The organism is Oceanobacillus sp. FSL K6-0118 (assembly GCF_038006665.1).
Classification (GTDB): Bacteria; Bacillota; Bacilli; order Bacillales; family Amphibacillaceae; genus Oceanobacillus; species Oceanobacillus caeni.
In genome coordinates this window covers 74,802-89,382 of sequence record NZ_JBBOVR010000001.1, presented here as the reverse complement: position 1 = coordinate 89,382, position 14,581 = coordinate 74,802, and the positions used below count along the sequence as shown (strand labels likewise).

Below are 14,581 nucleotides of genomic sequence, written 5' to 3'. Positions count from 1 at the left end.
GTTTCCATGTTGGAAGGAGTCCTAACATAATGCAGAAGATCAGCGAGGTAAAGCAAGAAGCGATTCATGTTAGTGAAATAATTGCGCAAAATAAACAAAAGAAAAATGTATCGAACCTAGTTGAAAAATGGATTCCTACCATTTTATTTCTTTTAGCGTCAATAACTATCCTTACGACTCTAGGGATACTCTATACGTTATTATCACAAGCAATTCAATTTTTTAGAGCTGTACCAATTTGGGAGTTTTTTACTGGTGCTGTTTTAAAACCATTAAGTCAAAATCCAGAATTCGGCATTTTACCCCTTATTAACGGTACGCTTATTTCTACTGCTATTGCTATGCTTGTTGCGGGTCCAATTGGCCTTATGTCTGCTATTTATTTAAGTGAGTATGCGTCAGAAAAAGTTAGAAGAGTATTAAAACCATTATTAGAAATTTTAGCTGGTATTCCGACGATTGTATATGGATTTTTTGCTTTTACATTTGTAACACCTCTTATTCGCTCTATTTTTCCAGAAGTAGGAGCTACGAATATTCTTAGCCCTGGCTTGGTAATGGGGGTTATGATTATCCCCATGATTGCATCTCTTTCTGAAGATGCCATGACGTCTGTTCCGAATGCAATGAGAGAAGGATCTTTAGCAATGGGAGCAACAAAATTAGAAACAACATTCAAGGTAGTTATTCCTGCTGCTTTTTCGGGAATTATTGCCTCATTCGTTCTTGGTATTTCCCGGGCTATTGGTGAAACAATGATTGTTACGATTGCTAGTGGGAGTTCCAAAAACTTTACTTTTGACATTACTCAATCTATGCAAACCATGACTGCATACATTGTTGAAGTCGCTGGTGGAGAAGCTGCCGCTGGTACGACGATATATTATAGTCTTTATGCTGTGGCTATTACCCTTTTTGTCTTTACTCTATTAATGAATTTATTTGCAAGATATATTTCCCGTAAGTTTAGGGAGGAATATTGATGATTAAGCAATTTGACGAAACACAATTAAAAAATAGAATGAACTCCCGGGTGAGAAATAATAGAATATGGAAATTCATTTTCTTTTTATCTACTTTATTTGGTCTTTTTGTCCTCGCCATTTTAATGATAAGAGTAGTAATGGATGGGATTAGTTTCCTTCATATGGATTTCCTAACGGGTAGATTATCTACAGATCCTGATCGTGCCGGTATTATGGGTGCTTTACTTGGAACGGTGTGGGTCGTGCTAGTTGTTATTCCGGTTACACTAATAGTAGGAGTGGGAACTGCTATTTATTTAGAGCTTTACGCAAAAAGAGGGAAGTTTAAGTCATTTATTGAAACGAACATTTCTAATCTAGCAGGTGTACCATCGATTGTTTATGGACTATTAGGTTTAACTGTTTTTGTTCGTATGATGGATTTTGGAAATGTTGTTTTAGCTGGTGGTTTAACTTTATCTTTATTAGTACTACCAATTTTAATTGTATCTGCACAGGAAGCACTTAGAGCAGTACCTGGGCATCTAGCTGAGGCATCTTATGGGATGGGGGCTACAAAGTGGCAAACGATTAGAAGAGTAATCTTGCCTGCAGCTTTACCAAGTATTTTGACAGGATCCATTTTATCTCTATCACGTGCGATTGGAGAAACAGCACCCCTAACTGTACTAGGAATTCCAGCATTGTTAATTCCATTTCCGGAAGGGCTGTTTGATACGTTTACAGCTCTACCGATGCAAATTTATTACTGGACTTTGGATTCATCCCTAGTGGCAGAATATGCGAACTTAGCTGCCGCAACTATTATTGTTCTACTTGCTCTCTTATTCCTGCTTAACTCCGTAGCAATTTTTATTCGAAATAAGTTTCAACATAGATATTAATAGTGCGAGTCTCTTGATAGCTTGATACTAGTTTAGAAATTTCGCGAACAATAATCTTCATAAAGGAGTGATGAGAATGGGCGTTATCGCAAATAAAATGGGTTTACAAGTTAATCCCACAGCAAAGGAAAGTATAGCAAAGAAAATAAATACACAAAAAAATAATATTGTTTATGATACAAAAGAATTAAATCTTTGGTACGGTCATACACATGCTTTGAAAAATATTAATTTGGAAATACATGAAAAAGAAGTAACAGCCATTATTGGTCCTTCAGGGTGTGGCAAATCTACCTACATTAAAACGTTAAATCGTATGGTTGAGTTAGTACCAGGTGTTCGTACAACTGGTTCGATTTCTTATAAAGGAAATAACATTTTAGGTAAAACGATGAAAGTAGAAGATTTACGTACAAAAGTAGGTATGGTATTTCAAAAACCGAATCCTTTTCCAAAGTCTATCTATGAAAATATTGCCTATGGTCCCAAAATACATGGTATCCGTAATAAAAAGTTACTAGATCAAATTGTCGAAAGAAGTTTGCGTGGTGCCTATATTTGGGATGAGTTAAAGGATCGTCTAAATGAAAATGCATTTGGACTTTCTGGTGGTCAGCAGCAACGTTTATGTATTGCTAGAGCGCTGGCAATACAACCGGATGTAATCTTAATGGATGAGCCAACTTCAGCGCTTGACCCTAAATCAACGCTTAAAATTGAAGAGTTAGTTCAAGAACTGAAAAAGGATTATTCTATTATTATGGTTACTCATAATATGCAACAAGCAGCACGTATTTCCGATCGAACCGCTTTCTTTTTAAACGGAGAGGTTGTAGAATTCGATAACACGAATAAAATCTTCTCCAATCCATCAGATAAACGGACGGAAGATTATATATCTGGTAGATTTGGATGAGGAATACGGAAGGTAAGGCCTATATTTTTCATTGACAATTTATGATTATTTTGTTTTAATGTAATTAATTTAATACTGGTACCTTTAAATCAGTCCAGAGAGGCTGACAAGGACAACGGAAATGAAGATGGGATGATTATGCTTAGATCAATCCTATCTTTGACTGGGCTTCTTGTCAGAAATGGCAAGGAGCCTTTTTTTTTATTTCCAAAAGTCAATTCTTCGGTGCCAGTCCACTTTAAGGAGGAATTGGTATGCAAAAGGTAGATAAGGAATTTTCATTACAAGCTGTTCCACAGGGAAGTAGAACTGGCTTTTGGAGTATGTTAGCAGTAATGATGAGTTTAACATTTTTCTCAGCTAGTATGTTATCTGGGGGAGAATTAGGTGCAGGCCTAACATTTAAAGAATTTATTTGGATTGTATTTATAGGAAACTTAATTTTAGGATTATATACTGGTGCTTTAGCATTTATTGCATCTAAGACAGGTCTTTCCACACACTTACTTGCTCGCTATGCTTTTGGAGAAAAAGGGTCTTATTTACCATCATTCCTATTAGGTGCCACACAAGTTGGATGGTTTGGTGTTGGTTTAGCAATGTTCGCAGTTCCAGTCCATTTATTTACAGGAATAAATGAGTACGTGTTAATCATTATTTTAGGAACGTTAATGACTGCAACTGCAATTTTTGGAATGAAGGCTTTAACAATTATTAGTATTATTGCAATCCCAGCTATTTCCATTCTAGGGGGCTATTCTGCTATCAGTGCAACAAATACAGCAGGTGGAATTCAGGCATTAATGGATTATCAACCAACTGAAGCAATGGGCGTTGCAGCTGCATTGACTATTTGTGTCGGTTCTTTCGTTAGTGCTGGAACATTAACTCCTGACTTTACAAGATTTGCAAAGAGTGGGAGAACAGCTGTAAGTACTACGATGATTGCATTCTTGATCGGTAATTCACTCATGTTCTTATTTGGAGCAATTGGTACATTTGCATTTGGTTTAGGTGATATCTCAGAAGTAATGTATACACAAGGACTTATTATCCCAGCAATTATTGTATTAGGATTAAATATCTGGACAACGAATGATAATGCATTATATGCTTCAGGACTAGGGTTTTCTAATATTACAAAAATCCCTAAAAGTAAAGTAGTTATCTTTAATGGGATCGTTGGAACTATTGCAGCGATGTGGCTTTACAATAACTTTATGGGATTCTTAACAGTATTAGGTTCCACTCTTCCGTCAATCGGTGCAATTATTTTAGCGGATTATTTCTTAGTAAAAAGAGGAAAGTACGAACCGTTTGAAACAATGAAATTTAAATCAATTAATTGGATTGCTATTCTAGCTTGGATTGGTGGGGTTGTTGTTGCCAATTTAGTACCTGGTATTCCTCCAATTAATGGGATTGTTGGAACTGCAGTGATTTATGTAACCGCAATGAAAGTGGCGGAAAGGCAAATCGAAATAAAAGTAGAAAAGGTGGGTTAGTTCATGATTATTAAAAATGCGAAATTAAGAGGAAAAGATGAGCTATATAGTATCGTTGTGAAAGACGGAAAAATTGAAGAAGTTTCTACACAAGTGGATATGGGAGGGCATGAGGTAATCGATGTTAATGGAGCATTGGTTCTTCCTCCTTTTATTGAACCGCATATTCATCTAGATTCGACGCTTACAGCCGGTGAACCGGAATGGAATCTTAGCGGAACATTGTTTGAAGGAATTGAAAGATGGTCAGAGCGTAAGAAATCATTAACAAAAGAAGATGTTAAGTATAGATCTAAAACAGCTTTAAAGTGGCAAGTTGCCCAAGGTATTCAGCATGTACGTACTCATGTAGATGTCACAGACCCTAAGTTAATTGCACTTGAAGCATTGCTTGAAGTGAAGGAAGAAATGAAAGATTATGTTGACTTACAGCTTGTTGCCTTTCCGCAAGAAGGTATCCAATCTTTCCCTAATGGAGCGGAATTAGTGGAAGAAGCACTTAAAATGGGTGCAGATGTTGTTGGGGGAATTCCACATTATGAATTTACCCGTGAGTATGGCGTTCAATCAATGAAGACAGCCTTTGATTTAGCAGAAAAATATAATGTATTAGTGGATATTCATTGTGATGAAATTGATGATGAACAATCAAGATTTGTTGAAGTGGTAGCGAAAGAGGCTTACGAACGAGGAATGGGTTCCCGTGTTACTGCAAGCCATACAACAGCTATGGGTTCCTATAATAATGCTTATGCATCTAAATTATTCCGTATTTTAAAGATGTCCGAAATTAACTTTGTATCGAATCCACTTGTTAATATTCATCTTCAAGGACGGTTCGACACCTATCCGAAACGAAGAGGATTAACGAGAGTAAAAGAACTACTAGAAGCGGGAATGAATGTATGTTTTGGACAGGATGATATTTTTGATCCATGGTATCCACTTGGCACAGGCAATATGCTACAAGTACTTCATATGGGCATCCATGCAGCGCAATTAATGGGTTATGAGCAAATTGTAGATTCGATTGATCTTATTACAAAAAACAGTGCAAAAACATTAAATATTGAAGACAACTATGGTATCGAAGAAGGGAAGCCAGCTAACTTCATCATCCTAGATGCAGAGAGTGAATATGATACCATCCGCAAACAAGCAAAAGTTCGTTACTCTATTCGTAATGGTAAAATCATTGCTGAAACAAAGCCTAGTGAAACGATGCTTTTATTGGATGGAAGTAATGAGATGGTTGATTTTAATAGAAGGTAAATAAACATAATGCCCCCCTTAGGGTAAACAGATTAAAAAAGTCTGCTTCACTTTAGGGGGGCTTACTTTCATTGTAGTTCATGATATGATAGTGGGATGGGAGATTTTAAATAAAAACCATGTGAATCTGTTACGAAACTGTTTAAATAATTTTAAGGGTTCACATTTGGTTTGATTTAATCTAAAATAATATGTAAACGCTGACAAGAATTACAGGGGGAGGAAGGAATTATGGTACAAAAAAGTATAGGTGCTTTTTGGGGGTGGCTTTGGCAGTCACATGAGAATACAAAACGTTTATTGACCTTTTCTCAATTAAGAAATGTTGAAGAATCTCAAACTTCTAAGGGGCAAAAGGAAAATGGATCTTCTATTTCGGGAAAGGGAAATAAAAAGGGACATAATAAGAAACCGGCCTATAAACCTGCTCAAAAGGTAGGTTTGATCTTAGGGCCTTTATTGTTTTTATTAACATTATTGTTTTTTCATCCGGAGGGTTTAAGTCCTGAGGCAAGATCTGTTCTTGCTGTCACATTGTGGGTGGCTACTTGGTGGATTACGGAGCCAATTCCAATTCCGGTAAGCTCGCTAATTCCTATTATTTTATTACCAATGACCGGGGCATTGGATGGAAATACCGTTGTTTCATCATATGGAAATGATATTATTTTCTTATTCTTAGGCGGATTTTTTATTGCAACAGCTATGGAGAAATGGAACCTGCATAAGCGAATGGCATTATCGATTATTTCTATAATTGGTACAAGCCCACAACGAATTGTATTAGGTTTCATGGTTTCAACCGCCTTCTTGTCGATGTGGGTTTCGAATACGGCAGCTACCATGATGCTAATTCCAATGGGATTGGCAATTGTTCAACAGGCATCAAGTTCCTTGAAAGAAGGGAAATATGCGAGTGATATACCGAAATTTGAGAAGTCGGTCATATTTGGTATTGGCTATGCTGCAACCATTGGGGGTCTTGGGACATTGATTGGAACACCACCCCTCAGTATTCTTGCGGGAACAGTAAGTCAAATGTTTGATACAGAAATATCCTTTGCCGGTTGGATGGCAGTAGGAGTCCCAATTGTTATTCTCTTAATTCCATTATTATGGCTTTACTTGACGAAAGTTGTATATAAAATAAACTTTCGCGAATTACCAGGTGGAAAGGAACAGATTTATAAGGAACGGAAATCACTTGGTAAAATTTCTTACGAGGAAAAAGCTGTAGCGTTTGTATTTGCCTTCGCAGCATTTATGTGGATCACAAGGACGTTTATTTGGGAAAATATCGTTGAGATTCCTGGTATCAGTGATGGCATCATTGCGATGATGGCAACCGTATTACTTTTCTTAATTCCTGCAAAACGGGAAGAAGGAAGTAAAATAATGGAATGGAAGGACTCTAAGGATATACCATGGGGTATTCTCATACTGTTCGGTGGAGGACTTGCCATTGCAGCAGGGTTTACATCAACAGGACTTTCAGAATGGATTGGACATCAGTTGGCAGGACTGGAAGGAATGAACATTCTCCTTGTAATTTTTATCTCAACACTAGTAATTTTACTTTTAACAGAGATTACTTCAAACACGGCTACAGCAACGATGATTATACCAGTAGTAGCTTCACTGGGACTTGCTTTAAATATACACCCATATGCACTAATGGTACCTTGTGCAATGGCGGCTAACTGTTCATTTATGCTACCAGTAGGTACACCACCAAATGCCATTATGTATGGGACAGGTAAATTGAAGATTACCGAAATGGTTAAAAACGGATTCTGGTTAAATAACTTTACCCTTGTTTTAATTGTATTGGTTGTCTATTTTTATTTACCACTTGTATGGGGAATTGATTTGTTTGAGATACCGGCTGAATTTCGTTAAGAACCAATATTTTATTTAAGCAATTCCTTTGATTTCCCCCACATACTTTGAAACAATGTAGTTATCCAAGAGTGAAGGGAGAAATCATTAATGAAAGTATTTCTAATTGGATCAAATGGGCAAATTGGAAAACATTTAGTGAAACTACTTCAAGATAGTAATCAACATACATTAAAAGCAATGGTTCGTAGTGGAGAGCAAGCAAATGCACTTAAGGAATCTGGTGTAGATGCAATCGTTGCTAACCTAGAAGGAAGTGTAGAGGAATTAGCCGAGGCAATGCAAGGAAGTGACGCGGTAATATTCTCAGCTGGATCAGGTGGGAAAACAGGACCGGACAAAACGTTACTTGTAGACCTTGATGGGGCAGTAAAATCAATGGAAGCAGCAGAAAAAGTTGGTGCAAATCGATATATCATGGTTAGTGCATTCCGCGCATTTGACCGTGAGTCCTGGAAAGATAGCCCAATCAAACCGTATATGGTTGCCAAACATTATGCAGATCGTATTTTAACGGAAAGTAATTTAAACTATACTATTTTTGGCCCAGGTCGTTTGTTAAATGAACCCGGGACTGGAAAAGTGCAGGCCGGAAATGACATCGATAAGGGATCTATTCCACGTGAAGATGTTGCAAGAGCTGTTGTACAATCTTTAGATGAGGAAAATACATTTAAAAAGACAATTGGTTTAATGTCAGGCGAAAGCACGATTGAAGAAGCATTCAAACGTTTATAGCCAAAATTAAAAAGCGAACAGTCCTTTTGAAAAGGATTGTTCGCTTTTTAATGTTAGTTCATTTCATATAGATTATATTTACAAAACCGTTTAGTTGCTCTACTTCAAGGAAATGACCATTAAATGCGTGAATAATGGAAGATACTAGTAACTTGAAAGAATCCTTTTACAAACTGGAAATAAACTATCTTCATCCAACGCATCATTGGATTGCGGATAGTGAGCACTATCGGATTTGTTACATAAAACCATTAATTTTATCATTTGGGATTCTTCTCCATGTCTAAAGTAAGGGATTTCAAATTTCATCAGTCGCTTCCCTTTTTAAATAATACTATAACAATAACACATAAATTTCCCCTTTTGATTCCGATTCTGCCCAAAGGGGGAATATTCCAATTTTATAGACTTTGTTTAACTATGTCCGGTTTATCAAAAGAATAAAGAAGAACGCAAGGACGAGATAATTCGACAAAAAACTTATGGTGGTTAAATATAGACGATCTTTTTGGTTTGAATGAAGAAATAAAGATGGTGATTTTTAAATGTATTGATTGTAATAAAACCGATGAAGATCCTGAATATATTATAGGTGAATTTAGTGTGGATTTTAAAAAAAGTGAAGAAGTAGAAATACATTGCCCGCATTGTAACAGCATTACGAAAGAGCAAGAAATACCCCAAGTGATTAATTTTCACTTGGGATGTGATAAGGCGCGTTAGCACTTTTGTTCTCCTCCCACCAATACTATTATTCCAAGAAGAAATGATTGACTGTATAAGATGGTCGATTTCCGGGAATCCGAACATGTACCACCATCCTATAATGTTCTAGAGTATTACAATGTTCTTTCACGTAAATTAATAAAAGGTGTTGTCCCGAGTGTTACGCTATCCAATAAAGAGAGATAATGGACTTACTGACGTTTTACAATTATAGTACCTATACCACTAAAGCACATATATGTGAATATAATTATCCATAGGTAAGAAGTTGGTACATCTTTAATGTCCAAAAATGTGATGGTAGCCAATGAAATGAAAAGTAACCCTAGAAAGATATGCGATGAATACGTGTGAAACCTCAGCATATTTTTGACAGTTCGTTCATCAAGTTCTGGAGTTCTATCTTTTTTACGATTTACATTAATTACATTAATAACAATTAGAATAATTGATACAGGTAATGCACCTATTACTGTAGCCGTAGAGAATTCCCCTTTTGTGAAATAGGTGAAACTTTGACTGATTATTGCACCTAACAAAATACCTATTCCACCGTAAGCTAAAGTCCATTTTCTTTTTCTATTTTTCATTCTTCTCCTCCTCTAATTTAAAAACCTCTTCAAACTGTAAAGCAAAGTATTTTACAATTTTAAGTGCTAGTTCAAGACTTGGATTATATTTATTGTTTTCTATTGCGGTAAACGTTTGCCTTGTCACTTGTAAGTCCTCGGCTATTTTTATTTGTTTTATCCCTTTTTCTTTTCTAATTTTGCGAATGTTATTTTTAACCGCCATAGATCACCACCCCCCTTGTGAAAAAGTAAATATATCTTTACATATTTTATAACATAAACAAGAAAGTAGGTAAAGATATATTTACGATTTAGGGAATATGAACTACTACAATATATGTGTATATTAAGTTTTTTATGGTAAAAAGGATTCAAAAATAGGCTATCCTATTAATTACCATATTTTCCCATATTATGCTTAAATAGTAAGAATAATTCTTCTGGTTAAGTAATTGAAAAAAGGGGGGGAACTTTAGTAATCGTAGTATAAATAATATAAAGGGGGGAACTATTAATGAAAATCTCAAATTCTAGTGTGCTCAAAATTAAAAAATTATTTCTAGTAACAATGGTAGTGATTGTAACAATCTCACTTTCACTAAATAGTGTCAGTGCTAAGGGAATTGAAAGCGGTGACAGTTCAGATGAAAGTGTTAGTGAAATTTTAACAGGTAAAGAAGCAAACGAATATTTAAAAGCGGTTGAAAAAAATAGTACATTTAAGGAACTTTCTACATCTGGAAAGTTAGTTAAAAACAATGCAAAGGTTGAAAGGTTCGAGTTGGAATCTAACAAGGATTTTAAAAACGATATTGTTGTATTACAATCTAAAATTGATGATGAGAAAGAACATACAGGTATTTTGGCTATAGTTGACTCAAAAACTTATGAAGTTTTTTCATTTACAACGGTAAAAGAAAATGATGAATCAACTGGAATGATTTTTACTGAATATGATGGTAAAACTGGACAAGTTTTGCTTGAAAATAATGTAGTTGACAACGAGGTAGTTAATGCAAAGGATGAAACTCAGATACAACCTTTAGCAATTGAAAAAGGAAGTTACTGGTGGAAAGTAATCTGTGGCTTAGCGACCAGTGGTTCATGTTCTTTGGGCTGTTTATCATTAGTCGCTGTTCCGGGAGGATATCCAGCATGCACCCTTCTTTGTGGGGCACTTACCGGGGCAACAGCGTGTTAATTAGTATCTTTTTATAGATTTACAATATGATTGATTAAGAGATTGATTACTATCACAGTCAATCATATAATATAAATTTATTTACTTCACTTAAAAGTACGTTATAGTAAACAAATATTTTTTGTCTGAAAAATTGACGTAAATCCTTACTAATCATTAAGTTTATATGTTTTAAATTAAACCCGAGTAACTCCATTATTCACTTAGAATTAACAGTATTAACTTGAAAAATGTACTGATATTCCTAATAAGTAGAATAGTAAAAGTGATTTTGAGTTAACATTTAATTTAGGGAAATTATACTTATTTTTAAAGGAATAATTCAAGACAAAGCAATAGTATTAGTTTTCTATATCTTAAAATTAAATTACTTTTTAGAAAGCTGTCACAAAACTATGTGGCAGCTTTCTTATGTAATTAATATTGTATTCTCATTTGAATATCTCATTTATATGGCAATTAGGTAGAATTTCATAGTCCTTGTTTTTATAGTTATGAATAAGGAGGACCAGTTACTAAGAAATGAATTTAGAATATATAATGGACCGTCCGTCAAGTGCTTCTCTAATAACAGTTTCCATTTTCCATAAGTAAAATTATAGCATTTTTGATAATTTAATTCTTCCCGGTAGATATCCTTCCAATCACATGGCCAATCCACTAATTTATCCAAAACAAAAAATAAATAAAAAATTTCAAAAAACCACTTGAATTATTATGCACTATGATGCATAATAATTCATTAATAGGACATATTCGAGAGGGGAAATTTTTCATGAAGGATAAAATTGTTTTAGCTTACTCAGGTGGACTTGATACTTCTGTTGCAATTAAATGGTTACAGGATAAATATAACTATGATGTTATTGCGGTTGCTCTAGACGTCGGGGAAGGAAAGGATTTAGAATTTACTAAGAAAAAAGCAATTGATGTAGGTGCGATAAAATCTTATGTGGTAGATGCAAAGGCTTTATATGCAGAGGAATATGTATTACCTTCCTTACAAGCAAATTTATTATATGAAGGAAAATATCCATTAATTTCTGCATTGTCTCGTCCGTTAATTGCAAAAATTTTAGTTGATATTGCTGAAGAGGAAGGCGCGGTAGCAGTTGCACACGGTTGTACAGGGAAAGGAAATGACCAAGTTCGTTTCGATGTTTCCTTTACAGCATTAAACCCAGAATTAAAGATTGTGGCACCTGTACGTGACTGGTCTATGTCTCGTGAAGAGGAAATTGAATATGCAAAAGCACATAATATTCCAATTCCAATTGATTTAGATAATCCATTTAGTATTGACCAAAATCTATGGGGACGTAGTAATGAATGTGGAGTGTTAGAAGATCCATGGGCTGAGCCACCAGCAGAAGCTTTTGAATTAACTCAAGACCCAGTGGATGCCCCGAATGAAGCCCAAGTTGTTCAAATTACGTTTGAAAAGGGTAAACCTATTTCTTTAGATGGAAAAGCTCTACCATTAGACCAATTAATTTTGGAATTAAATGATATGGCAGGAAAACATGGGGTAGGACGTATTGATCATGTGGAAAATCGTTTAGTCGGTATTAAATCACGTGAAATTTATGAAGCACCTGCAGCAATGACTCTAATTGCAGCACACCAAGAACTAGAAGCTTTAACATTACCAAGAGAAGTTGCGGAGTTCAAACCAATGGTAGAACAAAAATTAGCTCAAGCAGTATATTATGGGCTATGGTATTCGCCATTAACTTCCGCATTACAAGCTTTCATTAAAGAAACTCAAGAATTTGTATCTGGTACGGTTAAAATTAAATTGTATAAAGGGCAAGCACAAGTTGTCGGTCGTGAATCAGCTAATTCTCTATATGATTTTGACCTAGCAACATACAATAAAGAAGATTCTTTCGACCATGAAGCTGCATTAGGATTCATTAAACTTTGGGGACTTCCAACAAAAGTTCATGCATCTGTGAACAAAGCAGGTTCAAAATTTAACTCAACTGAAAAAGTGAAACTAGAAGTAAAGGAAGCTGTTAAGCCGTGAAACTATGGGGCGGACGATTCACAAAGCCAACAAATGAATTAGTTGATGAATATACTGCATCGATTTACTTTGATAAGAAATTAGCAAAGTATGATATCCAAGGAAGCCTCGCTCATGTAGAAATGTTGAACGTATGTGGGATTATCTCTAAAGAGGACGCGGATAAGATAACAGAAGGTTTAAAGAAGGTAGCTGCTAAGATTGAAAGTGGAGAAGCGGAATTATCTGCTGAAAGCGAAGATATTCATATGAACGTTGAAAAGCTTTTAATCGAAGAAGTAGGCCCAGTAGGTGGTAAACTACATACTGGACGAAGTCGAAATGACCAAGTGGCCTTAGATATGCGCTTGTACTTGCGCGTTGCACTTGTTGATTTAATAAGTCTTCTTGGAAAGGTGCAAGAGTCGCTTTTAAATCAAGCTAAGGCAAATCTTGATACCGTTATGCCTGGGTACACGCATTTACAGCGTGCGCAACCTGTTTTATTTGGACATCATATGAGCGCCTATGTATTTATGTTTCAACGTGATGTAGAGCGCCTACAGGATAGTTTTAAACGTGTAAACAAATCCCCACTTGGAGCGGGTGCTTTGGCAGGAACAACTTTTCCGATAGACAGAGAGTTTGTTGCGGAAAGATTAGGATTTGATGGTATTTGTGAAAATAGCTTAGATGCAGTTAGCGATCGTGACTTTGTTGTTGAATTTTTAGCAAATGCATCGCTTATCTCCACCCATCTATCTAGACTTTGTGAGGAAATGGTCCAATGGTCTAGTGCAGAGTTTAACTTTATAGAATTGGATGATGAGTTTACAACAGGAAGTAGTATGATGCCACAGAAGAAAAATCCCGATGTAGCGGAGCTTGTTCGTGGAAAAACAGGGCGCGTATATGGTCACCTAATGGGAATGCTGACAACTTTAAAAGGGCTCCCACTAGCGTACAATAAAGACATGCAAGAGGATAAAGAAGGCATGTTTGATACGGTTGAAACATTAAAAGGCGCTTTAGCTTTATTTGCTCCAATGATAGAGTCCATGCAAGTAAAGAAGGAAACGATGTATCAAGCAGTGAAAGAAGACTTCTCCAACGCTACTGACTTGGCTGATTATCTAGTTGGAAAAGGGATGCCATTTAGAGAATCTCATGCAGTCGTTGGGCAAGTTGTGTTGCACTGTATCAATCAAGGACAATATTTACTGGATTTATCTCTAGAAGAATTCCAATCTTTCTCAAATTTAATTGAAGAGGATATTTTCGATGCACTTACTCCCGAAACCGTTGTGAATGCCCGTAATGTAGCAGGTGGGACAGCGAAGAATAGAGTAGAAGAACAAATCGAAAAGGCATCCGCATATATAAAGGAAAGCAAAGAATGGATAGAGGATAAAGGGACTATTATTCAAGCATAAAATACGACTAAATAACAATAGAAATAGCAGGGCAATTCGAATAGAATTTGTACCTGCTATTTTTGACGCCTTAATGATATTTTATGCGATAGTTGAAAAGTCTAATCAAGGACAAAACGCAGCAAAAACCTAAGGGAAAGTCCATGATAACGGCTATCAGGGACAAAACGTAGCAAAAAACCTAAGGAAAAGTCCGTGATAACAGCCATCAAGGACAAAACGCAGCAAAAACCTAGGGAAAAGTCCGTGATAACGGCTATCAGGGACAAAACGCAGCAAAAAACCTAAGGAAAAGTCCGTGACAACAGCTATCAGGGACAAAACGCAGCAAAAACCTAAGAAAAAGTCCGTGACAACGGCCATCAGGGACAAAATGAAGCAAAAAACCCAAGGAAAAGTCCGTGACAACAGCTATCAGGGACAAATTGAAGTAAAAACCCA

The 14,581-nt window shown here is 35.9% G+C and carries 13 protein-coding genes; 11 read left to right on the top strand and 2 right to left on the bottom strand.

Annotated elements, in window-relative coordinates; genetic code table 11:
* Positions 1 to 29: 29 nt before the first annotated feature.
* The 8 genes from pstC to MHI02_RS00335 all read left to right on the top strand — a co-directional run bounded on the left by pstC (position 30) and on the right by MHI02_RS00335 (position 8,923).
* A complete protein-coding gene (pstC, locus tag MHI02_RS00370) occupies positions 30 to 983 on the top strand; it encodes a phosphate ABC transporter permease subunit PstC (protein ID WP_047185190.1) in 954 nt (317 codons plus the stop codon).
* Positions 983 to 1,870: a phosphate ABC transporter permease PstA gene (gene pstA, locus MHI02_RS00365; protein WP_341165561.1), complete on the top strand. Its 888-nt coding sequence runs from the start codon at positions 983 to 985 to the stop codon at positions 1,868 to 1,870. Before pstC ends, pstA begins: the two co-directional genes overlap by 1 nt.
* A gap of 76 nt (positions 1,871 to 1,946) precedes the next feature.
* A complete protein-coding gene (gene pstB, locus MHI02_RS00360; RefSeq protein WP_084824066.1) occupies positions 1,947 to 2,786 on the top strand; it encodes a phosphate ABC transporter ATP-binding protein PstB in 840 nt (279 codons plus the stop codon).
* A 254-nt stretch (positions 2,787 to 3,040) separates the two neighbouring features.
* Positions 3,041 to 4,291 (top strand): cytosine permease, encoded by a 1,251-nt coding sequence (gene codB, locus MHI02_RS00355; protein WP_341165560.1) that lies wholly within the window; start codon positions 3,041 to 3,043, stop codon positions 4,289 to 4,291.
* Between the two features lie 3 nt (positions 4,292 to 4,294).
* Positions 4,295 to 5,563, top strand: coding sequence for a cytosine deaminase (gene codA, locus MHI02_RS00350; RefSeq protein WP_047185187.1), 1,269 nt, complete (start codon positions 4,295 to 4,297; stop codon positions 5,561 to 5,563).
* A gap of 231 nt (positions 5,564 to 5,794) precedes the next feature.
* Positions 5,795 to 7,462 (top strand): SLC13 family permease, encoded by a 1,668-nt coding sequence (locus MHI02_RS00345; protein ID WP_047185186.1) that lies wholly within the window; start codon positions 5,795 to 5,797, stop codon positions 7,460 to 7,462.
* A 90-nt stretch (positions 7,463 to 7,552) separates the two neighbouring features.
* On the top strand, positions 7,553 to 8,200 hold the full coding sequence (locus MHI02_RS00340) for an SDR family oxidoreductase (protein ID WP_047185185.1): 648 nt from the start codon (positions 7,553 to 7,555) through the stop codon (positions 8,198 to 8,200).
* Positions 8,201 to 8,713: 513 nt separating this feature from the next.
* A complete protein-coding gene (locus MHI02_RS00335; RefSeq protein ID WP_167507326.1) occupies positions 8,714 to 8,923 on the top strand; it encodes a hypothetical protein in 210 nt (69 codons plus the stop codon).
* A gap of 194 nt (positions 8,924 to 9,117) precedes the next feature.
* On the opposite strand, the gene MHI02_RS00330 is transcribed toward MHI02_RS00335, so the two are convergent.
* Complete coding sequence (locus tag MHI02_RS00330) at positions 9,118 to 9,516, bottom strand: hypothetical protein (RefSeq protein ID WP_047185184.1); 399 nt, start codon at positions 9,514 to 9,516, stop codon at positions 9,118 to 9,120.
* Positions 9,506 to 9,721 (bottom strand): helix-turn-helix transcriptional regulator, encoded by a 216-nt coding sequence (locus MHI02_RS00325; protein ID WP_047185183.1) that lies wholly within the window; start codon positions 9,719 to 9,721, stop codon positions 9,506 to 9,508. The genes MHI02_RS00330 and MHI02_RS00325 overlap by 11 nt, the downstream gene beginning before the upstream one ends.
* 291 nt (positions 9,722 to 10,012) lie before the next feature.
* Between MHI02_RS00325 and MHI02_RS00320 the strand changes: the two genes are divergently transcribed.
* From MHI02_RS00320 to argH, 3 genes are all read left to right on the top strand, one after another.
* Positions 10,013 to 10,699: a hypothetical protein gene (locus tag MHI02_RS00320; protein ID WP_047185182.1), complete on the top strand. Its 687-nt coding sequence runs from the start codon at positions 10,013 to 10,015 to the stop codon at positions 10,697 to 10,699.
* Positions 10,700 to 11,474: 775 nt separating this feature from the next.
* On the top strand, positions 11,475 to 12,728 hold the full coding sequence (locus tag MHI02_RS00315) for an argininosuccinate synthase (RefSeq protein ID WP_047185181.1): 1,254 nt from the start codon (positions 11,475 to 11,477) through the stop codon (positions 12,726 to 12,728).
* Positions 12,725 to 14,140: an argininosuccinate lyase gene (gene argH / locus MHI02_RS00310; RefSeq protein WP_341165559.1), complete on the top strand. Its 1,416-nt coding sequence runs from the start codon at positions 12,725 to 12,727 to the stop codon at positions 14,138 to 14,140. The genes MHI02_RS00315 and argH overlap by 4 nt, the downstream gene beginning before the upstream one ends.
* Positions 14,141 to 14,581: the final 441 nt, after the last annotated feature.